We start from the raw sequence: 24,622 nt of genomic DNA, 5'->3' as shown, positions 1-24,622 counted from the left end.
TAAAATCATGGAAACATGCACCATTGTCTACAACGGGGAACGGCTGTCAGGTCAGGCAGGTTTGCCCCTGATTGATTTTCTCGAACTGCACGGCAAAAAACTGCCGCATGTCTGTTATCACCCCGCTCTGAAGCCACTGGAAACCTGTGATGTCTGTTGGGTAGAGCATGCGGGCAAACTGGTGCGGGGATGTACGTTAGAAACCGCACACGACATGGTGGTGAGCAGTGTAGATCCGCAGGCGCAGGCGGCGCAGGAAGAGGGCATGGACCGCGTTTTAGCGCGCCATGAACTTTACTGTACGGTATGCGAACACAATACCGGCGACTGCACCTTACACAACGCGGTCAGCGATATGGCGATACCGATTCAGTATTATCCCTATGAGCGTAAACCTGCGGAAAAAGACCATACCAACCCCTTTTATACTTACGATCCTGACCAGTGTATCCTCTGTGGTCGCTGTGTAGAGGCGTGCCAGAACGTCGAGGTAAACGAAACGCTGTCTATCGATTACACCGCCGACCATCCCCGCGTATTGTGGGACGGTGGCGAGCGCATAGCCGGATCAAGCTGTGTGAGCTGCGGCCATTGCGTTACCGTTTGCCCCTGCAATGCGCTGCTGGAAAAAACGATGCAGCCCAATGCCGGTCCCTTCACCAATATGCCGGAAACCGTTAAACGTCCGCTGATTGACGTGGTTAAAAAACTGGAAAACAGCATCGGCGCGGGACCCGTTACCGGTGTTTCACTGATCGATATGGCGATGCGCCAGTCTGAAATTAAAAAAACGAAAACGGTCTGCACTTATTGTGGCGTAGGCTGCAGTTTTGAAATGTGGACGCGTGATCGCCACATCTTAAAAGTGCAGCCGGTTGCAGATGCACCCGCAAACGGCATTTCAACCTGTGTAAAAGGCAAGTTTGGCTGGGATTTTGTGAATGATCCGCACCGCCTGACTACCCCGCTTATCCGTGAGCAGGGGCGCTTTCGTCCCGCCAGCTGGGATGAAGCGCTGGCGGTTATCGTCCAGCGCCTGACGCAGATTCATCGACAGTCGGGCGGCAACAGCATTGGTTTTATCGGTTCCAGTAAAGCCAGTAATGAAGAAGCCTATCTGACACAAAAAATCGCCCGTTTAATCTTTGGCACCAACAATGTCGATAACTCCTCCCGTTATTGTCAAAACCCTGCCACCCAGGGATTGTTCCGGACCGTCGGGCATGGGGGCGACGCGGGAACCATCAAGGATATGCAGCAGGCGTCGCTGATCATTATCGTCGGCAGCAACATTGCAGAAAATCACCCGGTCATTGCCTCCCATATCAAACAGTCCCATAAACATCACGGGCAGCAGCTTCTCGTTGTGGATCCCCGTCGCCATGAAATGGCTGAGCGCGCGGATCTGTACCTGCGGATTAAGCCGGGTTATGACATGGTATGGGCATCGGCGATGGCGCGTTACATGTTCGATCACGGTTATGCCGATGAGGCCTTTCTTGCCGAAAAGGTCAATAACGTCGCCGAGTTTCGGGCGTCGCTGGCGCCTTTCACGCTCGACTATGCCAGTCAGTTAACCGGTCTGAGCGTGCAGGAACTGACGAACGCGGCAGAAATGATAGGCCAGGCCAAAAGCGCCTGTCTGTTGTGGGCGATGGGCATTACGCAGCACAGTCACGGTTCGGATACCAGCACCGCACTCTCGAATCTGCTGCTGGTGACCGGCAACTATGGTAAGCCAGGCACCGGCGGGTATCCCATGCGCGGCCACAATAATGTGCAGGGGGCCAGTGATTTTGGCTGCCTGAGTAATGTCTATCCCGGCTATGAAAGCGTTACGGATCCGGCCGTGCGGCAAAAATGGGCGGCGGCCTGGGGCGTCGATCCGGAAGCGCTTTCGGCGGAAGAGGGCGCAGATAATTACCGGATGATCGAGCAGGCGCATCAGGGCACGCTGAAAGCGATGTACATCATTGGTGAAGAAACGGCATTTGCGGATGCGCATTCCACAAAAGTCCATGAGGCGTTCAGTCGGCTCGATTTTATGGTGGTGCAGGATATCTTTATGAGCCGGACGGCAGAATTTGCGGATGTCGTGTTGCCTGCCTGCCCGAGCGTCGAAAAAGAGGGGACGTTTGTGAACACCGAACGGCGTATTCAGCGCTTTTACGAGGTGCTACCGCCCTTAGGCGACAGTCGTCCCGACTGGCGGATACTGACCGAACTCGCCAGCCGTCTGGGCCATCCCTGGTATTATCAGCATCCCGCCGACATTATGGCGGAAGCGGCGCGCATCGCCGGTATCTTTGCCGGCGTCAGCTATGACCGGCTGGCGGGCTGGCAGTCACAGCTCTGGCCTGTCAGCGCCGACGGCAGTAGCACGCCGTTGCTCTATACCGACGGTTTTCACTTCCCCGATGGCAAAGCGCGGCTTTATCCGTTGCAGTGGGAAGCGCCTGCCGAGGAGAGCGATGCCCATTATGATCTGCTGCTTAACAACGGCCGCATGCTGGAGCATTTTCAGGCCACCAACCAGACGGGGGCGGGGGGACGAATCACCTCGCTGTCGCCTCACTGGTACGTTGAAATCAGCCCCGCACTGGCGCAGGAGCGTCACTTGCAGGAAGGCGACTGGGTCAGACTGACGTCACGGCGCGGTGCGCTTGAGGTGCCGGTGATCATTACTGAACGCGTGGCAGGTAATATCCTTTTTATCCCGATACACCATGGTAAGCCGGGCGTAAACGGACTCACGGGGGATCATCACGATCCAGACGTGCAGACGCCAGCCTATAAAGAAATTGCCATTCGCCTGGAGAAGCTGGCGCGTCCTCCTCACGCTTCACCGCTGCCGTCGCACAATTTTCGCCATGGGCACCGCACGCCGCGCGATCATCTGCCCGTTGAGGATAAATGGCGTCAGCCAGGTTATACGCTGCCGCCTGAACACACCGCCCATCCGGAGAAGTTTTAATGGCTGAACCGCTAAAGTATGACGTGCCGCCCACGCGCACCGAGCCCACAGCAAACGAAGCCCTTGCCACGCTGCTGGAAAGCCTTCATCAACATGGCTTCCTGCGTCTGGCTACAGATATCGTCAATGCCAATACCCAGATTGCCGGAGTGCTGGTTGACGGCCTGAACCAGCCTGGAGCGCTTAATGCCATGCAGAATCTGTCCCTGGTCTTTAAGGCGCTGGCAACGATTCCCCCCGAAGAGTTCAATCCTGTGCTGTTGGGGATCGTTAATGCCGCAAAAGCGATGCGGGGGGCCGGACTGGCCGGGGAAGACAAAAGCGCACCCGGCATCCGCGGCATCATCCGATTACTGAAAGATGAAGAGTTATGGCGAGGGATTAAACCGGCTCTGGCAGGCGTCCGCGCGTTTGGACGTGAGATGAAACAGCCGTCTGAAAAACCGATCAGCCGGTATAGTGGGAAGCCTACCCAAAGTTGAGTATCGGGTAACGGTGGCTTTCCCGGGAGCCTGTTGTGCCGGCAATTCAGCCCGTCCGGGCTGGATTACCGGATCCGTTCAGGACGCTGGCAACAGGCGCAAAATGTGGCCGTTTAATAAAGATGATTCACTGACATCCGCTGTTTAAATAAGGGCACCGCACTGCGTCATTTTCTCACTTATTTTCCCTGCATGTTGCGGACAGGGTATTAACACACCATCAGCGGGCCAGATAAAAAAGTTCTGTGCCGCCTGACCAATCTGTTTTTATTTCCGGCAGGCCAGAACACATCTTTACGTGTCGGCCTGGTGCAAAAATGCCGTCTGTGACTGCCCGCTCTTATTGATCGTATTAATGAGGATGAGGAAAGCCTGTTTTTGCGTCCGGCGTTCCCGCATCGGATGGCCCGGCAAAATGCGAACGGCGGGCGTACAAGGCCTGACTAAGGCAGGGCAGAAGGTAGGCGCGTCAGTTTCTCAGGGGGCTGTTTCACCGGCTTTCAGACTCAGAGGCGTCCAAAACTGTGTCATGACTTTTTTACCGGTGACGGAATGTTTCAATTACCTTCACAATATATTTTTCGGATCATTGCAGTGCGCCTTGCACCGTGATCTCCTGCTTAATTTTGCCCTGATTGTCGACAGATCTGTTTATTTCCGTAGAAAGCATCGCCTGAAACCCTTTATCGCCTGCTTATGTGAACCAGAATGTTTCTTACATAAACCATCACGACAGTAAAATAGTGCTGGCACACAATATGCTTTATTCCCACGCACAACATCTAAAAATCAAAATCATACAGGGGCATATTATGGCGTCCACGGGACTTAAAAAGAAATTAGGATTGGTCGATCTGTCGTTACTGGGCATCGGCTCCATGATCGGGTCGGGCTGGCTGTATGCCGCCCTTAACAGCTCCGGTTATGCAGGCAGCCATACCGGCTGGGCCTGAGTGCTGGGTGCGGTGATTGTGCTGATGATTGGCCTGGTTTACGCCGAGCTCTCCTCGGCGTTGCCGCGCGCAGGCGGTTTTGTGCGCTATCCTAACTATTCGCACGGCAATATCGTCGGCTTTGTCATTGGTGTCAGTTCTCTGCTGGCGTATACCAGCACCGCCGGAGTGGAAGTGGAGGCCGTTCGTCAGTACGCGATTTACTGGTGGCCTGCCCTGGGGCATACGGACGGCAGCCCAACGGGATTAGGGTTTGTGGTGCAGATTGGGCTGCTGGTGGTATTTTTCCTGCTTAACTACTGGAGCGTGAGTTTTTTTGGTCGTGTGAATACCATTGTTACCACCTTCAAATTTATCGTGCCGGTACTGACCATCATTACGCTCCTGCTTTACTTTCATGCGCCGAATCTTGACGTTCCGCCAGCACCGCCGGGCGGGGCGCATGGTGTTTTTAGCTCGCTGACGGGGGCAGGGATTGTCTTTGCCTATCTTGGTTTTCGCCAGGCCGTGGATTTTGCGAGTGAAGCCAAAAACCCACAGCGCAACGTACCGCTGGCGATTGGTATTGCCATTGCCGTCAGCTTCGTGATTTACCTGGCCCTGCAGTATGCCTTTATGGGCGCGGTGCCGGCCGATTTACTGTCACAACATGGCTGGGCCGGGCTGAAGCAGGTGTTCCAGTCGCCCTATGCCGATTTAGCGCGCAGCCTGGGACTGACCTGGCTGATTAACCTGATTCTTATCGACGCCGTGATTTCTCCGGCCGGAACCGGCAACATCTATCTGGCGGGGGCTGCGCGCGTGCTGTTTGCCTGGGCGCGTAACGGTCATCTGTTTAAAGTGTTTGGTGAAGTGGATGCAAAATCGGGCGTACCACGCGGCGCATTGTGGTTATCGCTGCTGCTGGCCATCGCCTGGACGCTGCCTTCTGAGTTTCAGGTCTGGGGCGGATTAATCGGTGCGGTCACCTCGGCCACCGTCTTTACCTATATGCCGGGCCCGATCACGCTGGGCGCATTTCGTCGTCACCTGCCGGACATGCAGCGCCCGTTTCGCCTGCCGATAGCCGGGCTGCTCAGTCCGCTGGCGTTTGTAGCCAGTACGCTCCTGATTTACTGGAGCGGCTGGTCGGTCAATGAGATTCTTATCCCGATCCTGATTATTGCCTGGGTCGCTTACGCCGTCTTTGGTAAGAAGAACAGCGAATTCAGTCAGGATCTGCGTTGCGCCTGGTGGCTGCTGGCTTACTACATTGTGGTGATGGTGATTTCCATGCTCGGTACCTACGGCGGGAGCGGCGTGATTAGCACGCCATTCGACATGATTCTTATCATTGTCGCATCCCTGGTCTGCTACTTTTGGGGCGTGAGCGCCAGCCTGGCGAAACCTAATATTACCAATGAGGAGGAGGAGTCGGTATCCTTCGGCAAACACGCGTCCTAGCGTTTATCGTCTGCGCCTGTGCCCGGCACAGGTGCAGTTTCTCATGACGGCGCTCCGTTGTGACATTCACTTTTTTGACCGCCCACATCAGGCATTGTGCCGTTCCTCTTGCTCCTGCTGAGTGTGAAAAATCCTTTTTTTTGAGCCCATATATTAAAAGAAACAGAAAGCGGACAGGCAGCCCATAAAACTGATGCACGGACGTGCATCAATTATCGACATTAGTCCTCATTGCCCCATTGATTCAGAAAGGTGGCGATCTCGTCAATACGCGCCGCATCAATGCCTGCCTCGGCGGCCATCTCCTGCTGCGCGTCTTCGCTGATCGCTTCGTTATTCATCAGCCGGGTAATCAGTAACTGGAAGTAGTGCGCCAGCGCATCATGTTCTGACTCGCTGACCGGCGTTGCTGTTTCTGCCGCGTATTCTTCAGCAATGTCATAATACTTGAGTGGAACATCAGGGGTCATATCAGGTCCTCAGGGAAAGTGCTTACTGCTCACAGGCGGCGATCATAGCAGGGTTGCGTGGGTTTTTCTGCCCTGCGGGCTGTCGTTACCGCGGGGCAGGTTCTGTTTCACCGGTGAGTGAACACAGCGGCAAGCGCGCCAATATCCCTGACGATCACATCGGGTTCAGGCGCCAACAGGAAAGGCGTTTGTCCCGGCCGCGCGATAAAGGCGGTTTTCATCCCCGCGCGCTTCGCACCGCCGACATCCCAGCCGTGCGCGGCTACCATCATGCATGATGTGGCTGGCTGTTTCATTTCATCCATTGCCCAGCGATAAACGCGCAAATCCGGCTTATAGACCTGTAATGACTCGACGCTGAGCACCCGGCTGAAAAAAGAGCTTAGCCCCGCCTGACTGAGTTGTTTTTCAGCCAGTGCCTGTGACGAGTTCGTCAACGCCACCAGCGTCAGGCCGTGCGATTTTAATGCGGATAAACCCTCAGCAACGTCAGGAAAAGCCGGCATGGCCGATAAGGCGTCAGCCAGCGAAGTAGCGTCAGGTAAAGGCGTGATCCCATAGCGTTCGGCGGTCATCTGCAGCACGGCTTCTGCGATATCACCAAAGCTGTGCCAGCTGCCTGTGACGGATTCCACCAGCGAGTAATGCAGCAGCGAAGTGAACCAGGCTTCTGCGCGTTCGGGTTTATTGCCCAGGCGACGCACCACACAGGCTTTTAACGGCGCGGTATCCAGGAGGGTTTCATTGACATCAAAAAAAAGCGTGTGGGTATCTTTACGGGTGACAGTCATGTCTGTCATTTGACCTCCGTTAACCGTTGAATATAAACAGACGGTACAGTAACGCCCATCTGGTCAGGCTTAAGCGTAGAAGGCCCATCCGAAACACTCAACTGCGGGAAAGCGTGGCGCGTCTGGCCACGCCTTCAGTGGCTGGGACCCACAGCCCCAGCCCTGTTTCTCAGTGACCGTTCATCAGTCTTTCGACCTCGTCAGGTTTGTCATGCACGCCGAAGCGGTCAACCAAAGTTTGCGTTGCCGCATTCATTCCCCGCAGCCCGACCTCCGTGCCTTCCCGCCGGAACTTGATCACGATGCGGTCCAGCGCGCTCACTGACGTGATGTCCCAGAAATGTGCATGGGTGACATCAATAATGACGCGTTCCACCTCCTCGCTGACGTCAAAATGGCGGGTGAAGCGATCGGACGAGGCAAAAAAGACCTGGCCCGTCACGGTATAAATACGTGTGTTACCTTGCCGCTCAGAGGACACCGCCATAAAGCGCGCCACTTTAGTGGCAAAGTTCAGCGAGGCAATCAGTACGCCGATCAGCACACCCAGCGCCAGGTTGTGAGTGGCGACCACAACGACGACGGTGGCCAGCATCACCACGCTGGTGGACATGGGATGGGTGCGCAGGTTGGCAATCGACTGCCAGGAGAAGGTTCTTACAGATACCATAATCATCACGGCGACCAGGGCTGCCATCGGGATCTGAGACACCCACTGGCGCAGAAAGACCACCATCAGCAGTAACACCACGCCCGCCGTCAGGGTGGACAACCGTCCCTGGCCGCCTGACTTCACGTTAATCACCGACTGACCAATCATGGCGCAGCCCGCCATACCGCCAATAAAGGCGGTACAGATGTTGGCGATCCCTTGCGCTTTGCACTCGCGGTTTTTATCGCTGCCTGTATCGGTCATGTCATCCACGATGGTGGCGGTCATCATCGACTCCAGCAATCCCACCACAGCCAGGCCTGCGGCGTAAGGCAGGATGATCAGCAGGGTGTGCAGATTCAGCGGAATGTCCGGGATCAGAAACACGGGCAGGCTGTCGGGCAGCCTGCCCATATCGCCGACGGTGCGCACATCCAGATGGAGCCATACAGAGATTGCAGTCAGAACAATAATGCAGACCAGGGGGGAAGGGATGGCTTTGGTGATCCGGGGGAAAAGATAAATGATGCCGAGCCCGGCAGCGGTCAGGGCATAAACCTGCCAGCTCACATGAGTCAGTTCCGGCAACTGGGCCATAAATATCAGGATGGCCAGCGCGTTGACGAAGCCGGTCACCACCGAGCGGGAGACGTAGCGCATCAGACTGCCTAACCTGAGATAGCCTGCCAGCAACTGCAGAAGGCCGGTCAGCACGGAGGTCGCCAGCAGATACTGCAAGCCGTGCTCTTTAACCAGCGTGACCATCAGCAGCGCCATCGCGCCGGTGGCCGACGAAATCATCGCCGGTCGGCCACCAAGAAAGGCCATAACGAAGGGAATACAGAACGCGGAGTAGAGTCCGACCTGGGGATCTACGCCAGCAATAATCGAAAAGGCGATCGCTTCTGGAATAAGGGCGAGCGCGACCACAATACCGGCAAGGACGTCACCCCGGACGTTACCCAGCCAGTCCTTACGCGTCGAGGACAGCAACATGTTGATTTCTCAGCTTTTTAGATGAAAGTAAGCCCATGCGGGCAAAATTTAGTGATGCAAAAGCACATCCGCAGTCGGGATGTTATTGCGTGCGCGATCGGTTAAGCCGGTGCGCCAGGGAAGGGGGGAAAACTCAGGGTGGCGTAAGACGCATGATGGTAATTCTCCTTTACGGCCATAAGGGGCTTTCAGGAAGGACATTCCTGCCCGGACGCGATGTCCGGGGCAGACGGCGATGCCTGTCAGGTGACGAAATGGTGCTTTCCTGAGCAGAACAGCGACTCACTATAAACAAAACGACACGCAGGTCAACGTTAAATCGTCCTGCATATTTCTGACAGGCTGCAAAGTCAACCCGAAAGTGAGTGTCAGGGGAACACAGTGAGGAAGGGGGGCGGCCGTACTTGAAAGAAAGCGCCACGCGTCGTGAGCCAGCTGTATCCGCGTGTTTGACGCGATCGTTTCGTTTACAGAACGTGTTTTGACCGCACGAGGAGCAAAAGACAACACCGTGGTTATTCGCAACATGCCGTGAAGTGTCGTCCCTGACAGTATCTCCGGCCGGTACACGCTCGCGCGAGACCGATGAGGTTATCTCGTATCGTCGTCTTCCGGCCGGGGCCGGACTACGTCCATTGGCGTTATTTCTTTTCTTCGTTCAGGCCTGCAAGTGTCTGCAGGTAGGGCACTGGCTGCTTTACGAGACCGGGCGTTAAAAATGCTCTTAGCCATGTTCTGGCTTCCAGGATTTTACTCAGGCGATCGTCGCTGCAATTGTCTGTTGCCATGCGTCTCAGTTCATTCATCAGAGAAGTAATGTTTATTTCCCTGTCAGCCAGCGCCAGGTGCAATGCTGCTTCGCCAATAATGACGTGGCCTTTCTCGTCGTCTTGAAGTAACACGGTCAATCCTCCATAAGTACGATTTATGACAACCTCACCACTGACTGTAGTCGTCCCCGCAGATAATGCCTGCTTAAAATATTCAGCACTTACCCTGTTCTGTCCTGATGCGCTCAGAAACAGGTACGCGTAACCCAAGCCGGGTCTGTTATTCGTGCGTTAAAGGGAACATAATGGCACTGTGACCGGAAGGGAGAAAATCTTTTTCATTTAAAGTTATTACCGTTAGCGTAATCTCTTCGGGTGTTCAGTTTCATTTGCACTGTCTTAACCTGAAAGCGCAAGAAAGAGCCGAGGTTGGGTGGTGGGGTGAAAAGTGATAAACTGTATGTTTATACACCTGCCGGGAGGACGATTGAAAAACAATGAGCACGATATTTCACAAGAGGTGCTTGCTCTGGTAGGCAGAACCGTCAGCCAGCTCCTGAGACGGGAGGGCACTGTCATGCCTGAAGACCTGACGAGGGCCTTGCAGACGATGAGTGAACATACCGTAGAGGCAAAAACGCGCGCGGACTGCGGTGAACTCATTATCCGGCTTATGAAAAAGATGCATTAATATCCGCTTCACGTCAGGCATCTTCTTATCTGCGTCGCAGTCGGGCCAGTCGCCGTAAGCTACGTGCGCAGAATATCGGGCCTTACTCTCTCTGGTGTCGTTCCGGTCACGGTAATACGAAACGTTTTGTCTTCCAGAAAGCCTTGCCTGGCAGGGATAGCGCTTCAACGCTGTTTTCATCCCCAAACAGACAGCCTGCTTGTGTCGTTAATCGTAAATGACTTGCTTTGACAGACGTGTATAACGCTGAGACACGATCAGTTCCGTGAGGTTTCATCGGCATCTTGTGACAGATGGGCGGCATGGTCATCGTCCCTGTCATCAGGAGAGCGACGAGCGGCCATATCGGCTTTAATTTCACTGATGGCCATGCTTACTGCGCGGCTTTTCTCTTCGCTGTCAGAAGAACGCATGATGGCATCAAGATTTTCCAGCACGCTCTTGAATGTGACGCTGCCCTGCTCCTCAAGGGATGCCAGGGCAGCCTCTCCAATGAGTGTGTCACGGAGTTTTTCATCTTTACTGTATGTCATTATTACTCTCTGAATAAGTTTTGCCTGCCCGGCTGTCGTGTATATCAGCCACTGTGCCGCAAACTCCCTTTCAGAAGGTTCCAGCCAGTATCAGAACAGAAGGCGCAACAGTTCCTGCAGGTGTTCTTCTTCCTGAGGAGAAGAAACATGGCTCATACGTTCAATGAGCGACTTGCAAAGCGCTTTGCGGTTCAGCGTACGACCTGCTCTGAGTATTTCAACCACAACAACGCCCAGCGTTTCCTGCTGAGAGGGCAGTGATGCGCGGCTGAAGAAGGATGAAACATCTTTACTTACGCCAGTTACGGGCAGTCTGTGTTGCATAAGTTTCTCCATTGTACAGTTATTATGCTGAGTGTATAGATCTAAGTTATACAACAAATCAGTCATTGTACAGGTTTATTTTAGGTTCTGATTTTTAGAGGCCAAATCATCAGGTTTCAAAGCAACTGATCGCCCAATGACGTTGGGAGAAAGAGACAGGATGAGCCAGATAGCCGCTCTGACGGGACAGGCAACAAACGCCTGTAAACATGGGGGCCGGGCCTTTTTTCTTCTTAACGCGACATCGTTCCGCTGTACACCGCTGGTTTAATGAAAGGCGTATTTCTCTGTTATGCTTTGGCCACGTCTTTTTAAATACCCTGGCCAGTGTTATCCCTGACTAAGCGCGAAGAGGGTGTGCCATAGAATGGGTGGGCCGGGTCACATCCTGTTGCCAGCGCCTTCGCCGCCGATCAAAAGTCGGCTTGCCGGGCCCCTGCATTGTTATGTACGGCGCGCCAGTCCTGGCGGTAAATTTTTTTTCTCTGAGGATTACACTATGACGGCCTTTTATCAACTCAGTGCCACCCGTTTACATGGCGAGCGCATTACGATGGCCGACTATGCAGGCAAGGTGGTGTTGGTGGTGAATACCGCCAGTCATTGTGGCTTCACGCCCCAATATGCAGGCCTGGAAGCGCTTTACAAAAAGTATGCCGATCAGGGGCTGGTGGTACTGGGCTTTCCCTGCAACCAGTTCGGCAGGCAGGAACCCGGTAATGCCGACGATATCGCACAGACCTGCCATATCAACTATGGCGTGAGCTTCCCGATGTTCGAGAAAGTCGAGGTCAACGGCGCCGCAGCGCACCCGGTGTTTCGTTTCCTGAAACAGGCATTGCCTGGTGTGCTGGGTGGGCGGATTAAGTGGAATTTCACTAAGTTTCTGATCGCGCGTGATGGTAAACCGCTCAGACGATTTGCCCCCATCACTTCTCCTGAAAAAATGGAAGCTGCGATTGTTGCCGCGCTGGAAAGCACAGCGGCTGTGATGTGAAGCGTTGATCTGAGTGCCAGCAAAGGACAGCGACCCTGTCAGGTTGTCTGCCGTGCCGCAACCGGCGCCAGGAGGCTGACTGGCGCAGCGTTTGCCTGTCACCTCAGTAGCGCACCCGGCTGCTGCTCAGACGCAACGCGGGCGCGGCTGCCATAACCGGGCCCGGAATGACCGGCATGCCACCCAGCACAGACAGAAATGCCTCTGCCCAGTGATGGCTGTCATGCAGATGTAACCCCTTCATCAGGCGCGCGTGCAGGTGTCGCCGTTCACGCAGCGGCATCAGCAGGGCACTGTGAATGGCATCGGCCATGGCATCCGGATCGTAGGGATTGACGATAAGCGCGCCGTCCATCTGCTCCGCCGCGCCCGCAAACTGTGACAGGATCAACACACCCGGGTTTTCCGGATCCTGCAGGGCCACATACATCTTCGCCATCAGACTCATGCCTGACATCAGGGGCGTGACCAGCGCGACGCGTGAGGCACGATAAATACCCGCCTGCTCCTCACGGCTGTAGGCATGCGTCAGGCAATTCACGGGATACCAGTTCATCATGCCATGCACGCCATTACATTCTCTGCACAGAGTTTCTAACGTGTGCGTGACAGCCGCTGCCCGGTCCGCGTAGCCCGCAGCAGACGGGGCCAGTTGCAGCAGGGTAATATTTTTTTGATAGACGGCATGTTTGCGCAGTAACACTTCTACCGCACTGATGCGGTAAGGCAGCCCGGCGCTCTCATCAAGATGACCGCCGCTCAGAACGGTGTTTTCCGGTAAGCTTTCACGACACTGCATTTCCATAAACGCACAGCTGTTGCTGTCACGCAGGCAGCGCACATCGTCCAGATCGATCCCGACAGGAAAGACGCCGAGCTTTACAATCCGCCCCTGCACGCGAACGCTGTCTACGCTCAGGCGCTCGGTGCGGAATTCGCTTTCCAGCCAGACGATAAAGTTGTTCAGGTCCTGAACGGTCTGAAAGCCAAGCAGATCACAGCACAGCAGCGACTGTGTGAGCCAGCGCCAGTCGGGAATCGCCTCAAACATCGTGCCTGAGGGAAAGGGCTGGTGCAGGAAAAAGCCCACAGGATTAGTCAGTCCGGCCTCACGAAGGTAATGGGCGCAGCCCAGCAGATGGTAATCCTGTATCCAGATGGTGTCTTCGGGCATAGCGTTATCACAGATGACCCGCGCATAGGCTTCGTTAATCTTTTTGTATTCCCGATAGCCGTCAGCAGAAAAGCGGGCCAAATCCGGACGCTGGTGGAAAACCGGCCACAATCCCTGATGAACATAGTGGTGATAACCCTCTTTCACTTCGGCGGAAGACAGAGGAAAGGTCAGCGTTTCATAAGGGCCTTTCTGCTGAATGCTCAGCGGTCTTGGTGCATCAGAAGGCAGCACCGTCGTCTCACCATCCCAGCTTATCCAGAGTCCGCCATGGCGGGAAAGCAGGCCTTCATAAATTGCAGACAGTGTGGAACGTTGTGAATGATTATGTGATACCAGGATAAAACCTGACATGGTGTTTTCCTTATGGGCGGGCAGGGCATCAGTTGCCGTGCCCGGTGTCCAGCCGTTATCGGGTTGAGGTCGGATGAAAAACTGCAGCAGGCCACACATGGCAAAGCGTCCTGTCCGCTTAATGGTGGTGGGCGCGGTCAGCGCTCAAGCAATCGCTCAGGCCGTAAGGCGCAACCGCCCTGAGATAAAGACCCGGCAGCGAGGCATGGCAAATGAATCCGTTGCGTTCAAGAAAGTCCTGGTTACTGTCGCTCAGCGCAATAATGCGATGACAGCCACTGGCGCCAGGGTGGGTCAGACAGCAGTGGAGCAGCCAGGATCCCAGCCCGATATAGCGATACTCTGGCGAGATAAACAGGTCCTGTATAACCCAGGTTTCGGCCATATCGGTAACGACCCGCGCAAAACCAATCTGCCGGGTATGACGATAGAGGCCAAAGCAAAGACTGCTGTTCAGCGCCAGCGTCAGCAGACGTGCATCGGGAATAGCCGAACCCAGCCACTGGGCAATCAGCCGCGGGTTGAGCATGGCCGGATCGGTGTTGACCTCCATCGTCTCTCTGAACCATTTACGGGGAGACAGCAGGCGCAGCCGCTGTTGCTCGGCAAGATCCGCAATCACGGCATCACCACAAACCGGCAGGAAAGAGGCCGCATTCACACATTTCATCAACGGTTTCCTTTTACATGGACGCCTCAGCGCCCGGTGCCGTTGATTTAAGCGCCCGGCGTGTAAAAGTGGCGTAAAAAAGATCGGGCGCGGTGTAAAAAGGGTGCAAAGGAAAGGGCGAAGGCATGGGGGCCTGTGCCAGTGAAGAGGCCCCCGTGGCGCAAAGATTACGTGCCGTCGTATCCCCAACCTGATATATCCCTGTCCTCTCTCCTGAAAAGGGCGGCATGCATACGCTGAGGACGGGACAGAGAAGCAATGTTATGTGAAAGCGACTCGCCATCGTCTCTGCCCGAGCTGTACCGCAGGTCGCGTTTCAGGTGACCGGTTCTGACGATATAACAGGGTATAAAGCGGCTATCTTCTGCTTTATGCGCCGAGCAGCCATTGTTTTGCTGCGTTCATCATCGAGGCTGCATCCGTTCAGACTGCGCTGATAAAGGACAGGGGGAGATTTCCCGACCGGCGGGGTGATGCCGATTTTTGCCGCAAAAAAGCCGAAACAGCCACCATCAGCACGGTCGTTCTGCCGTGAGGATAACGGTGCCGCTTAGGTGAAGGGCGCGGTGAAGGCAATCTGGCAAAGTCATCATGACAACGGGAGATAACCGCACACATCACATATTTACAAATTTAAATGTGTAAATATAATGCCAGCCCTGTTTCTTTTTAAGGATGTTAATTATGCCGTCTCTTTTCACGCCCCTGACGCTGGGTGATCTCACGTTGCGTAACCGCATTGCGCTTCCACCCCTGACCCGTTGCCGTAGCGAGCAGCCGGGCAACATTCCCGGCAGGATGATGGTGGAGTACTATCGCCAGCGTGCCAGCGCGGGCTTCATGATCACCGAAGGTACGCAAATTGAACCGCGCGGGCAGGGCTATGCCTGGACGCCTGGCATTCACAGCGACGCACAAATTGCGGGATGGCGAAACGTCACCGACGCTGTGCATGCAGAGGGCGGAACGCTCTTTTGCCAGCTCTGGCACGTGGGCCGCGTATCGCACAATGCGTTGCAGCCCGGTAAACAGCCGCCTGTTGCTCCTTCCGCCGTTGCCGCCAGCGGCGTAAGGGTCTTTATTGAAACCGGACCTGGTGCCGGTATGCTGACGGAACCCAGCATGCCGCGCGAACTGACCACATCGGAAGTCAAAGCGATTGTGGCGATGTACCGCACGGCAGCAGAGAACGCGAAAAAAGCCGGTTTTGACGGTGTCGAGCTGCATGCCGCCAACGGTTATCTGATCAATCAGTTTATTTCTGAACACACCAATTTCCGTACCGATGAATATGGCGGCTCCCTTGATAACCGCCTGCGCTTTCTGCGTGAAGTCACCGAAGCGGTGAGTGCGGTATTTGGCAGTCACCGTGTCGGCGTACGTTTCGCGCCATTGTTCTCAAGCACAGAGGAAGAACGCGTTTATCTGGGGCTGGTTGAACGCAATCCGCATGCTACCTACATTCGTGCTGCGCAGATGCTAAACGAGCTTGAAACTGGCTATCTGTCTATCGCCGAAGCGGACTGGGACAACAGTCCGGAGATGCCCGAAAGCTTCCGTATTGCGCTGCGTGAAACCTTCCGTTCCCCCATCATGTATTCCGGACGTTATACCAGGGAAAAGGCCGAACGTATGCTGGAAAAGGGATGGGGCGATCTGTTTGGCTTCGGGCGCACGTTTATCGCTAACCCGGATTTACCGGCGCGTTTCAAAATGGGCTACCCGCTGAACAACGCGGATCCTGCCTCACTGTATGGTGGAAGTGAGAAAGGCTATACTGACTACCCTTTCTATTCTGCTTGAGGTTCTGAGACGGCATGACACCTGAAAATGCCATTAAATTACTGGCTAACCCGACACGGGTTGCGGTGCTCAAATGGCTTAAACGCCCTGACGAAGCCTTTGCTGACTATTCTCAGCTGTATCCCTTCGATCAGTACGGTGTCTGTGCCAGTCTTATTCAGGACAAAGCGGGCCTCTCACAGCCCGCCACCTCGTTATGTCTGAAAGCGCTGCATGATGCCGGCCTGCTTGAGGCAAGCAAGGTCGGTAAATGGACATACTATCGCCGGCGTGAAGAGGCGGTTCACGAGATGAATACGTCAATTATCCAGGCCCTGCAGGATCTGTAGGCGGCTTGTCAACGACAATCATACGGACGTCCGGTAACGCTGCGTTGTGGCACATCAGGACATGCATGAAAATCAGCGCCAGGCTCACGCATTTCGCTGGCGAGGAAGAGAGGGCGCATGAGCGCCACTCTCTTTTACCGTTGCGACGTTTAGGGCAGCCTGAATAAGTCACGATACAAAGCGCCATCCCTTCGCAACACGCGCCGGAATTTGTCGCAGATACCACAGCCTGTGAACCTGCGCCAGGCGGATGTGATTGCCCCTGTACCTTCCTGATGAAGCCTGGAACGCCAGCGTTTTCTGAATGTTCAGACGCTAAACGATCCAACAATCTGTCGTAATGTTTGGGCCTGTTCAGACAGCGAACGGGAGGCCATTGACGATTCCTGGACCAGCGCCGCGTTATTCTGTGTGACGCCGTCCATCTGATTCACTGCCACGCTGACTTCTGAAATTCCCTGCAGCTGTTCAGAAGAGGCCCGGGCAATCGAGTCCATCCCTTCAGCCAGGTCGCTGACCATACTCATGACCTTCAGGACGCTCTGCCCGGTTAGCGCGGCAATTTCTACGCCGCTGTCAACGTGTGCGACGGCCTGTTCAATCAGACGCTTGATGTCTTTCGCGGCCGTGGCACTACGCTGGGCAAGTGTCCGCACCTCACCAGCCACGACGGCGAATCCGCGACCATCTTCACCTGCACGCGCGGCTTCCACGGCGGCATTCAACGCCAGGATGTTGGTCTGAAAAGCGATGCTTTCAATCACGGACGTAATATCACGGACCTTGACTGCGCTCTCATGGATGTTGTGCATGGTATCGGTCATGTGGCTGACCTTGGACTTGTCGGCGTTAACGGTCTGTGCTGTTGCCCGGGCAGATTCAGCGGTCTGCTGCGCACCGGCTGTGTTGCTCTTCACCGTGCTGGTGAGCTGCTCCATGCTGGCGGCGGTCTGCTGCAGCGCGGCAGCCTGCTGCTCGGTTCGTGATGAGAGTTCTGTATTTCCCCGGTCGATTTCATCGGCCGCCAGCGCAACGGACGCGGAGGCGTCTTTAATCTGCAACACGATCCCGCGCAGTCTGGCTTGCATCGCGTCGAGAGACGCCATGAGGCTGCGGTCATCATTTTTTCGCAGTTGAACCGTTGAGGTCAGATTCCCTTGTGAAATAGCGTAAGCGAGCCGTTGCGCTGTAACCGGCTCACCGCCGAGTTCACGCATAATCTTGCGAATCAGGTAACTTCCCGTCAGCAAGCCCAAAATGACCGCAATGCCCAGCAGAACCAGCAAAATAATATAGGCCTGCTCCGTTGTCTTACTGTTCTGACTGACGGCATTATCAGAGCGCTGAGTGAGCACTTCGCCCATTGAGGTGAGTCCGTCAATCAGGGGGTTCTGGGCTGGTCTGACGGTATCAAGAAGAAATTTCACTGTTGCTGCGTTATTTTTCCCCAATGCCAGAGGAACAGTATTACTGAAGGAGTCCAGGGCATTTTTTTGACTCTTTTCTATTGCCTCAAACGCTTTTTTTTCCTCGTTACTGCCCGACTGGTCAATCATCTGGCCCAGTTGAGAACTACTGTCAACAAACCGGGCTTTTAATTTTTCAAGACGAGCGGATTGCTCTTCAAGACCTTTTTCATCTGTAAATAAGGACAGATTCCTTACCGTGATTGCCATATCACGCTGAATAAGTGTCAGGTCTGTGATTAATTTTGTTTTCTTCATATCACCCTGAACAATGGCTTCAAGGGTGTTTTTAGACTGGTATAAAGAATGAATGGCTACCACTATGCACAGGGAGAAAAAAATGATTAACGTGCCAAAACCCAAACCGAGCCGTGTTGCAATCTTCATAAATCTATCCTGATAAAGGGAGAGGGGGAAGGTGATCTTTCGGCACAGACAGACCAACCTTTATCGAAACCAGGACAATTAAATGTAAGAAAACACGTCATGGTAATTTCTGTAAAAATTAAATTTTGTCAATGAGTTAAGACGCATTATTCATAGGTTTTTCTTATATCCCTTCCGTCATAAAAGCATCGGTAAATCGCAGTAAAAAAGTCATGTCTTCCCCTCTGTCTTACGGCGTGACGGGTTTTAGCATGACTAAACAGAAGGGCAGATCACTGCGCTGGCCATGAAGGCGTCCGGGCGGAAAGGGCGCGGCGGTTCTGTGCGCATCTTAACTGCGGGCAGGCATCCCAATGAAAATGCAGAGAACCAGCCTGTCGCAACCGTCGCCCTGTCCAGCACTGACCCATCAATAACAATAATCGCAGTAATCGTTGAAGCAATTGCCTCCTGTGTCGATAACGCATGCTCAGCTCAATGTTGGGGCTGAGCCTGAAGCGTCAAAGCTGATTATTACTCAGTCATTTGTGTGCTTTTTTACGACACCAGTACGTGCATTCCTTTTAATTACAGTGGAAACAACAATATGTCTGTCATCAAGACAATGACCAGAAGCTTAACCGGTTCACGTTTTGCGGGGGGATCTCAGCCCGCCAACGGGATCTTTAACTGTGAAAGCTTACCCACTTCGCTCTCTGCAGCAGGCCTCAGCAGTCGTGCTGCGGGTATTTTGCTGACGTTTGTGCCGCCAGAGGCCGATTTTCATAAGGTCAGTCAGGCATGGCAACGCTTTACATCAACAGATTTGACCGTCATTACGCTCTCCTCTAACGGAGCGCTCAGCGCCAGCGGCAAGCAAACAACGTACTGCAAAGGCGACGGGCAGGAAGGCAGCTGGCTCTGGTTACCCCGTAACCTGATTGCAGAGCATGAAACACATGTGGTCGATCTGCACCTTCACGATACCCACACGGCGACGGATCGCATTCGTGCCATCCAGGATGAGCTGGCTGCGTTGAGGCTGAGCATGCCGCTCTCTGCTGACCGTACCTTTGCCATGATTTACTGTGACGGGCTGTCTGCATCGGAAGGGTTTTTAATGCAGGCCTGGTATAATACGGGCCGCTTTCCCTGCCTGGCAATCGGCGGATCCGCCGGTGGACGCGTCACCTTTGACGGGACATGGATTGGCGCTGGCGGGCGTGTACTGCAGGGGAAAGCCGTTATTGTTTTCTGCAAAATGGCGGCGGGTAAGTCCTTTTCACCCTTTAAGAGTCAGAACTTCGAGCCACTGAACAAGAGCTGGCTGATTGCCGAGGCGGATCCGGTTAAGCGTACCCTGACTTCCGTGTTCAACCCACAGGGGCAGCAACAGCCCTTCACCCAGGCACTGGCTGAACATCTGGGCTGCAATGAACAGCAGCTGACGGAGCGTCTGAAAGGTTTAACGTTTGCGGTGAAGGTAGGTGACGCGTATTTCATTCGTTCTGTAGCGAAGATGGACAGCCACAGTGTACAGTTTTTTTGCGATCTGGAGTTTGGCGATCGGCTTTACTTAATGCGTGAAACCGATTTTAAACAGGCTACGCTGCGGGACTGGCAGGCCTTTACGCAACGTCACGGCAAACCGGCGGCGGTCCTGATGAATGACTGCATACTGCGCCGACAGGGCAATCCCGATAAGCTGCACGATGCGCATTTCTTTAAAGGCATCCCGGCGGCCGGGTTCTCCAGCTTTGGTGAAATTCTGGGCGTACCGATCAATCAGACCTTGTCTGCACTGGTATTCTTCAATCATAACGTAAACGCCATGGCGCAATTTCCGGTGGAATATGCCAGCTATGCCGCGCACTATGCGCAGCGCGCGTTACGTCGCTGGGAAGCGCTAAACCGCGTCCAGTCGGGCGTGCTGGCTCGCGTGGTGAACTATCAGCAGGAGTTGGCACCTATCGTTCAGGCGCTGCCGGTACTTGAGGCGGCAACCCAGAGCCAGAGCGAAGCGTTGTCGATGGCCGAAAGCAGCATTCGCGCTATCAGCACTCTCGCCAAAGAAAGCCAGCAGGCACAAGGGCGCCTGGGGGGCGGGCTGGACGATCTGGAAGCGATATCTAACGGCATCAACGTTATTACGCACGGCATCAGCAATATCGCTTTCCAGACCAATATTCTGGCGCTCAATGCCGCTGTCGAGGCTGCACGCGCGGGGGAAGCTGGCAGAGGATTTGCCGTTGTGGCAGGGGAAGTTCGCCGTCTGGCGCAATCCTCGAAAGAGCAGGCTGAAGCGACCGCTAGCAACATTAATGATGCGGTCGACACGATCTCGCGTATCCGCGATGTCGCGACAAACACGGTACAAACCGCGACGGACATGGCAGACCGCAGTATCCAGGCTGCCGATGCGATTGCCGCCATGAGCGATCGAAGCCGCCATGAACGGGCAGGGATGGCGAAACAGCTGGATAATCTGCGCACCTTAACGGCAGGTATGGATGCGATGCAGGAAGCGGTCGCCGAGCTGAGAGTGCTGCAGACACTTTCCTCGTCACGATAAGTCACTGCTGGCGCCGCGACCAGGAAGGCCCTGCGCCAGTCTCTGTTAAGCAGGGATAACAACTGAGGTGATGGCAAAGTGAACCCGGGCTTTCTTGTTGTTATTTATCACACCTCGTCAGGTTGCTTATTAGCCGCCTTATTTTCAAGACGGAAAATTCAGCCTACGTTGCGTTTGATCCTCAATGTCTTAGTGGCTTTTTTCAAACCTGTTCTGTGAAGCTTTAAAACGAAAAAGCCACGCATTCGCGTGGCTTTCACAACCTTGTTCACTCACGTGCAGTTTGTTTTAACTACAGGGATTAGACGTTAAACAAGAAATTCATCACATCGCCATCTTTAACGATGTACTCTTTGCCTTCTGAACGCATCTTGCCCGCTTCTTTCGCGCCTTGCTCACCCTTATAGGTAATAAAGTCTTCAAACGCGATCGTTTGTGCGCGAATAAAGCCTTTCTCGAAGTCGGTGTGGATTTTACCGGCGGCCTGTGGGGCGGTGGCGCCAACAGGGATAGTCCATGCGCGTACTTCTTTGACGCCGGCGGTGAAATAGGTCTGCAGATTCAGCAGTGCGTAACCGGCACGAATCACGCGGTTCAGGCCTGGCTCTTCGATGCCCAGCTCGGCCATAAACTCGTCACGATCTTCGTCTTCCAGTTCGGCGATATCAGATTCGACAGAGGCACAGACTGGCACAACGACAGAACCTTCTTTGGCGGCGATTTCGCGCACTTTATCCAGGTACGGGTTGTTTTCAAAGCCATCTTCGTTGACGTTAGCAATGTACATCGTGGGCTTGAGCGTCAGGAAGCTCAGATAGCGCAGAGCGGCTTTGTCCTCATCGGTCAGATCCAGCGCGCGCAGCATGCCCGCGTTTTCCAGATGAGGCAGACATTTCTCCAGCGCCGCCTGTTCCGCTTTCGCGTCTTTATCGCCACCTTTGGCTTTTTTCTGCACGCGCTGCAGTGCACGTTCACAGGTGTCCAGATCCGCCAGCGCCAGCTCGGTGTTGATGGTTTCGATATCATCAGCCGGATCGACTTTATTATTCACGTGGATAATATTGTCGTTTTCAAAGCAGCGAACCACGTGGCCGATCGCTTCGGTTTCACGGATATTGGTCAGGAACTGGTTGCCCAGGCCCTCACCTTTCGATGCACCTTTTACCAGACCGGCGATATCGACGAATTCCATGGTAGTCGGAACCACGCGCTGTGGCTTGACGATCTCGGACAGCTGATCCAGACGCAGGTCAGGCATAGGTACAACGCCCGTGTTGGGTTCAATGGTGCAGAAGGGGAAGTTCGCCGCTTCAATACCCGCTTTTGTCAGCGCGTTAAACAGAGTGGATTTACCGACATTTGGCAGGCCCACGATACCGCATTTGAATCCCATGGTTTAATACCCTTTATAGCTGGATGGGCAACGCCTGGACGCAGGCGCCGCCGGAAACGTAAGATAATTTTCGCGCATTATACACAGATTCGCGACAATCGGGGCGATTAGACAGGCTTAAAGGCATGCAGGCGGTTCATTGCCTTAATGCGATCTTCCTTCAGCCACAGTTCGGTGCAGCGCGCTGCTTCATCAATGGCGTCATCGATCAGCTTTTGCTCACTGGCGGGCGGTTTGCCTAACACAAATCCGGTCACTTTGTTGCGGTCACCGGGATGGCCGATACCGATGCGCAGGCGATGAAAGTTATTATTATTGCCCAGCTTGCTGATGATGTCTTTCAGGCCGTTATGACCGCCGTGACCGCCGCCTTGTTTGAATTTCGCAATGCCCGGTGGCAGATCGAGTTCATCGTGCGCCACTAAAATTTCTTCGGGCGCAATACGGTAGAAGGTCGCCATCGCCGCGACCGCTTTGCCGCTGAGGTTCATAAAGGTGGTGGGCACCAGCAGTCGGACATCTTCGCCCGCCAGCGCCAGTCGCGCCGTATAACCGAAAAATTTGGCTTCTTCTTTTAACGACTGATTGTGCCGCTCAGCCAGCAAATCCAGATACCACGCCCCCGCGTTATGGCGCGTGGCGGCATATTCCGCACCGGGATTCGCCAGGCCGACAATCAGTTTAATGCTGCTCACAAGGAATATCCTGCTGTTATCACCAAAGGGCAGTAGTTTACTGTGCCAGGCTGCGGATCACAAAGTGTGAGCCACGAATTATTAGTGTCGGTGATTAATTGTTTTTCATCTAAATCAATAAGCTGTAATTATGCTTTGGTCACACTTATCCTGTTCTGAGTGTGACGAAGTGCACAAATTAGCCTGCTGTCATTGCCTAAACTACTGACAGGTTAACATTGTGTGCGCTCATCGGACCGCACCGTCAGGAGGTGAAAGATGAAACGTCATCACTCAAGTATGGCAGGAAATGCCTTAATGGCACTGGGCTTAGTGACCATGGTACTCGGCGTTGGTTTTTCGATTATTAACCAACTTCCCTCTTTAAATCTGCCGCAGATACTGGCGCAGGGCGCGATGTTTGGGATTTTCTTTGGCGCACTGTTATGGCTGGCCGGTGCCTGCATTAGCGGTCGTGAAAAAGTCGAAGATCGCTATTACTGGGAGCGGCATTATGGCGATAAACGCTGCCGCCGCAGCCATCACTCGTCATAATCACGTTCCCGGCAACGTCAGGCAGGGTTGGGTTCGGTTTCTGCCTTTGGCTTTTGCCTGATAGAGCGCTTTGTCAGCCAGCGCCATCAGTTCGCTAAAATCAATGTGGCGATTGTCGGCGGTAGAGAAGCCAATGCTGACGGAATAGGGAATCTGTCCCGGTCGGGAAAGGTGGATCGCCTGGCGCACCTGCTCGCACCAGACGTTAGCCTGCGCTGACATCATCGGCAGAAGGGCGGCAAATTCTTCGCCGCCCAGTCGCGCAAAGCGCGCCCCTTCAGGCAGCATGCCGGACACACGGTGACTGAAATCAATCAGAACCTGGTCGCCCTGATGATGCCCGTAGCGGTCATTAATACCTTTAAAATGGTCCAGATCGAATAACACCACCGTCAGCGCTTTATTCTGCTTCTGACAGGCTTCAATCATCACCTCGGCCCCGGTAAACAGCGCACGACGGTTCCAGATATTGGTCAGAGGATCGTGCAGTGAAGCCGCTTTCAGCGCATTGCGCGTCCGCTCATTGACCATCGCCAGAATCGTCACGGTAAACCCAATGACAAACAGCATGGATTCCATAATCACATAGACGGAGAAATTCGATCCGCTTATCGCGCCCTGAACGCCGACCGGGCGGGAATTATCCAGAAATATGCGAGCCACATGGAATATCAGGTGAATCCAGAGCAGGAGCTGGGCAGGCCAGAACGTTGCATCCATATTGCGCCGCGCCAGCCAGAGAAAATAGATAAGCGCTCCGGTATACCCGATGCAGAGCAGGCAGAGCACCAGTACGCGCAGCGATAAGCTGTAATAAAATCCCGGAATCAGGCAGAGCAGTGACCAGATCAGCGCCCCGACCAGACCACTCATCCCCGGCTGCTTACCGCAAAAGGTGCGAAACGCGCTGAACAATCCCCCGTAAGCCAGCATAAGCAACACGTTGCTCATGGCCACCGGTAAAAACTGATAGCCCTGGCTGCGCAGGCTACTGAGAATAAAGGCGACCAGCGTCAGTAAAATGGCCACGCAAACATAGCCCAGCGTGCGATCGTAATGCGAACCGACCCAGGCAAATGCCAGGATCAGACTCATAAACCCCAGTACGTAGAGTTCGCAAATAAATAACGTATAGACGTCGAGGTTCATAGTGGAAAACGATCGCAATAAAAAGTGCGGGCAAAGTACCA

General features: G+C 54.2%; 20 protein-coding genes and 1 pseudogene. 9 read left to right on the top strand and 12 right to left on the bottom strand.

Going from position 1 to position 24,622, the window contains the following annotated elements; genetic code table 11:
• Positions 1–7: 7 nt before the first annotated feature.
• The 3 genes and pseudogenes from fdhF (at position 8) to C1N59_RS11990 (ending at position 5,852) form a co-directional block, all read left to right on the top strand.
• A complete protein-coding gene (gene fdhF, locus C1N59_RS12000; protein WP_058708742.1) occupies positions 8–2,974 on the top strand; it encodes a formate dehydrogenase subunit alpha in 2,967 nt (988 codons plus the stop codon).
• On the top strand, positions 2,974–3,456 hold the full coding sequence (locus C1N59_RS11995) for a DUF1641 domain-containing protein (RefSeq protein WP_039340755.1): 483 nt from the start codon (positions 2,974–2,976) through the stop codon (positions 3,454–3,456). The genes fdhF and C1N59_RS11995 overlap by 1 nt, the downstream gene beginning before the upstream one ends.
• 812 nt (positions 3,457–4,268) lie before the next feature.
• Positions 4,269–5,852: pseudogene (locus C1N59_RS11990) on the top strand (APC family permease).
• A 221-nt stretch (positions 5,853–6,073) separates the two neighbouring features.
• Here the strand turns inward: C1N59_RS11990 and C1N59_RS11985 are convergent.
• The 4 genes from C1N59_RS11985 to C1N59_RS11970 form a co-directional block, all read right to left on the bottom strand.
• Positions 6,074–6,322 (bottom strand): DUF2543 family protein, encoded by a 249-nt coding sequence (locus C1N59_RS11985; RefSeq protein ID WP_006119678.1) that lies wholly within the window; start codon positions 6,320–6,322, stop codon positions 6,074–6,076.
• A 107-nt stretch (positions 6,323–6,429) separates the two neighbouring features.
• Positions 6,430–7,122, bottom strand: coding sequence for a haloacid dehalogenase type II (locus tag C1N59_RS11980; protein WP_394549574.1), 693 nt, complete (start codon positions 7,120–7,122; stop codon positions 6,430–6,432).
• Between the two features lie 160 nt (positions 7,123–7,282).
• On the bottom strand, positions 7,283–8,761 hold the full coding sequence (locus tag C1N59_RS11975; protein WP_394549573.1) for a SulP family inorganic anion transporter: 1,479 nt from the start codon (positions 8,759–8,761) through the stop codon (positions 7,283–7,285).
• 641 nt (positions 8,762–9,402) lie between these two features.
• Positions 9,403–9,663, bottom strand: a complete 261-nt coding sequence (locus C1N59_RS11970) for a hypothetical protein (protein ID WP_006119675.1) — start codon at positions 9,661–9,663, stop codon at positions 9,403–9,405.
• A 355-nt stretch (positions 9,664–10,018) separates the two neighbouring features.
• On the opposite strand from C1N59_RS11970, the gene C1N59_RS11965 reads away from it, so the two are divergent.
• Positions 10,019–10,222: a hypothetical protein gene (locus tag C1N59_RS11965; protein WP_080752806.1), complete on the top strand. Its 204-nt coding sequence runs from the start codon at positions 10,019–10,021 to the stop codon at positions 10,220–10,222.
• Positions 10,223–10,479: 257 nt separating this feature from the next.
• Here the strand turns inward: C1N59_RS11965 and C1N59_RS11960 are convergent, their stop codons facing one another.
• Together C1N59_RS11960 and ycgZ are read right to left on the bottom strand one after the other, a co-directional pair.
• Positions 10,480–10,755: a hypothetical protein gene (locus tag C1N59_RS11960; RefSeq protein WP_033741039.1), complete on the bottom strand. Its 276-nt coding sequence runs from the start codon at positions 10,753–10,755 to the stop codon at positions 10,480–10,482.
• Between the two features lie 90 nt (positions 10,756–10,845).
• A complete protein-coding gene (gene ycgZ / locus C1N59_RS11955; protein WP_006119672.1) occupies positions 10,846–11,079 on the bottom strand; it encodes a regulatory protein YcgZ in 234 nt (77 codons plus the stop codon).
• A gap of 499 nt (positions 11,080–11,578) precedes the next feature.
• Here ycgZ and C1N59_RS11950 point away from each other — a divergent pair, with 499 nt between their 5' ends.
• Positions 11,579–12,076: a glutathione peroxidase gene (locus tag C1N59_RS11950; RefSeq protein WP_058701696.1), complete on the top strand. Its 498-nt coding sequence runs from the start codon at positions 11,579–11,581 to the stop codon at positions 12,074–12,076.
• Positions 12,077–12,179: 103 nt separating this feature from the next.
• On the opposite strand, the gene C1N59_RS11945 is transcribed toward C1N59_RS11950, so the two are convergent.
• On the bottom strand, positions 12,180–13,604 hold the full coding sequence (locus C1N59_RS11945; protein ID WP_394550842.1) for an alpha,alpha-trehalose-phosphate synthase (UDP-forming): 1,425 nt from the start codon (positions 13,602–13,604) through the stop codon (positions 12,180–12,182).
• Positions 13,605–13,722: 118 nt separating this feature from the next.
• On the bottom strand, positions 13,723–14,274 hold the full coding sequence (locus tag C1N59_RS11940) for a GNAT family N-acetyltransferase (RefSeq protein ID WP_394549571.1): 552 nt from the start codon (positions 14,272–14,274) through the stop codon (positions 13,723–13,725).
• A 684-nt stretch (positions 14,275–14,958) separates the two neighbouring features.
• On the opposite strand from C1N59_RS11940, the gene C1N59_RS11935 reads away from it, so the two are divergent.
• Both C1N59_RS11935 and C1N59_RS11930 read left to right on the top strand, forming a co-directional pair.
• Positions 14,959–16,077: an alkene reductase gene (locus tag C1N59_RS11935; protein ID WP_283787080.1), complete on the top strand. Its 1,119-nt coding sequence runs from the start codon at positions 14,959–14,961 to the stop codon at positions 16,075–16,077.
• Positions 16,078–16,091: 14 nt separating this feature from the next.
• Positions 16,092–16,406, top strand: a complete 315-nt coding sequence (locus C1N59_RS11930) for an ArsR/SmtB family transcription factor (protein ID WP_006119667.1) — start codon at positions 16,092–16,094, stop codon at positions 16,404–16,406.
• Positions 16,407–16,714: 308 nt separating this feature from the next.
• Here C1N59_RS11930 and C1N59_RS11925 read toward each other — a convergent pair whose 3' ends face one another.
• Positions 16,715–18,259: a methyl-accepting chemotaxis protein gene (locus C1N59_RS11925; protein WP_039340722.1), complete on the bottom strand. Its 1,545-nt coding sequence runs from the start codon at positions 18,257–18,259 to the stop codon at positions 16,715–16,717.
• 586 nt (positions 18,260–18,845) lie between these two features.
• Between C1N59_RS11925 and C1N59_RS11920 the strand changes: the two genes are divergently transcribed.
• Positions 18,846–20,810, top strand: coding sequence for a methyl-accepting chemotaxis protein (locus C1N59_RS11920; protein WP_394549568.1), 1,965 nt, complete (start codon positions 18,846–18,848; stop codon positions 20,808–20,810).
• A 301-nt stretch (positions 20,811–21,111) separates the two neighbouring features.
• Here C1N59_RS11920 and ychF read toward each other — a convergent pair whose 3' ends face one another.
• The gene (gene ychF, locus C1N59_RS11915) at positions 21,112–22,203 is read right to left on the bottom strand and encodes a redox-regulated ATPase YchF (protein WP_033741049.1); all 1,092 of its coding nucleotides are present in this window, start codon (positions 22,201–22,203) and stop codon (positions 21,112–21,114) included.
• Positions 22,204–22,310: 107 nt separating this feature from the next.
• On the bottom strand, positions 22,311–22,898 hold the full coding sequence (pth, locus tag C1N59_RS11910) for an aminoacyl-tRNA hydrolase (protein ID WP_033741051.1): 588 nt from the start codon (positions 22,896–22,898) through the stop codon (positions 22,311–22,313).
• A 258-nt stretch (positions 22,899–23,156) separates the two neighbouring features.
• Between pth and ychH the strand changes: the two genes are divergently transcribed.
• Positions 23,157–23,432, top strand: a complete 276-nt coding sequence (ychH, locus tag C1N59_RS11905; RefSeq protein WP_394549566.1) for a stress-induced protein YchH — start codon at positions 23,157–23,159, stop codon at positions 23,430–23,432.
• Here the strand turns inward: ychH and C1N59_RS11900 are convergent, their stop codons facing one another.
• Positions 23,433–24,581, bottom strand: a complete 1,149-nt coding sequence (locus C1N59_RS11900) for a GGDEF domain-containing protein (RefSeq protein ID WP_394549564.1) — start codon at positions 24,579–24,581, stop codon at positions 23,433–23,435. It abuts the gene before it with no gap.
• Positions 24,582–24,622: the final 41 nt, after the last annotated feature.

The organism is Pantoea sp. SGAir0183 (genome assembly GCF_043545505.1).
Note: the sequence above shows the minus strand (reverse complement) of the source record. Positions and strands in the feature narration are given on the sequence as shown.

Bases quoted from the DNA above. Each gene is read 5' to 3' on its own strand.
- ychH (WP_394549566.1), top strand. From the start codon at position 23,157: ATGAAACGTCATCACTCAAGTATGGCAGGAAATGCCTTAATGGCACTG.
- C1N59_RS11900 (WP_394549564.1), bottom strand. From the start codon at position 24,581: ATGAACCTCGACGTCTATACGTTATTTATTTGCGAACTCTACGTACTG.
- fdhF (WP_058708742.1), top strand. From the start codon at position 8: ATGGAAACATGCACCATTGTCTACAACGGGGAACGGCTGTCAGGTCAG.
- C1N59_RS11980 (WP_394549574.1), bottom strand. From the start codon at position 7,122: ATGACAGACATGACTGTCACCCGTAAAGATACCCACACGCTTTTTTTT.
- C1N59_RS11960 (WP_033741039.1), bottom strand. From the start codon at position 10,755: ATGACATACAGTAAAGATGAAAAACTCCGTGACACACTCATTGGAGAG.
- C1N59_RS11935 (WP_283787080.1), top strand. From the start codon at position 14,959: ATGCCGTCTCTTTTCACGCCCCTGACGCTGGGTGATCTCACGTTGCGT.
- C1N59_RS11940 (WP_394549571.1), bottom strand. From the start codon at position 14,274: ATGAAATGTGTGAATGCGGCCTCTTTCCTGCCGGTTTGTGGTGATGCC.
- C1N59_RS11950 (WP_058701696.1), top strand. From the start codon at position 11,579: ATGACGGCCTTTTATCAACTCAGTGCCACCCGTTTACATGGCGAGCGC.
- C1N59_RS11925 (WP_039340722.1), bottom strand. From the start codon at position 18,259: ATGAAGATTGCAACACGGCTCGGTTTGGGTTTTGGCACGTTAATCATT.
- ycgZ (WP_006119672.1), bottom strand. From the start codon at position 11,079: ATGCAACACAGACTGCCCGTAACTGGCGTAAGTAAAGATGTTTCATCC.
- C1N59_RS11985 (WP_006119678.1), bottom strand. From the start codon at position 6,322: ATGACCCCTGATGTTCCACTCAAGTATTATGACATTGCTGAAGAATAC.
- ychF (WP_033741049.1), bottom strand. From the start codon at position 22,203: ATGGGATTCAAATGCGGTATCGTGGGCCTGCCAAATGTCGGTAAATCC.
- C1N59_RS11930 (WP_006119667.1), top strand. From the start codon at position 16,092: ATGACACCTGAAAATGCCATTAAATTACTGGCTAACCCGACACGGGTT.
- C1N59_RS11920 (WP_394549568.1), top strand. From the start codon at position 18,846: ATGTCTGTCATCAAGACAATGACCAGAAGCTTAACCGGTTCACGTTTT.
- C1N59_RS11945 (WP_394550842.1), bottom strand. From the start codon at position 13,604: ATGTCAGGTTTTATCCTGGTATCACATAATCATTCACAACGTTCCACA.
- C1N59_RS11995 (WP_039340755.1), top strand. From the start codon at position 2,974: ATGGCTGAACCGCTAAAGTATGACGTGCCGCCCACGCGCACCGAGCCC.
- C1N59_RS11975 (WP_394549573.1), bottom strand. From the start codon at position 8,761: ATGTTGCTGTCCTCGACGCGTAAGGACTGGCTGGGTAACGTCCGGGGT.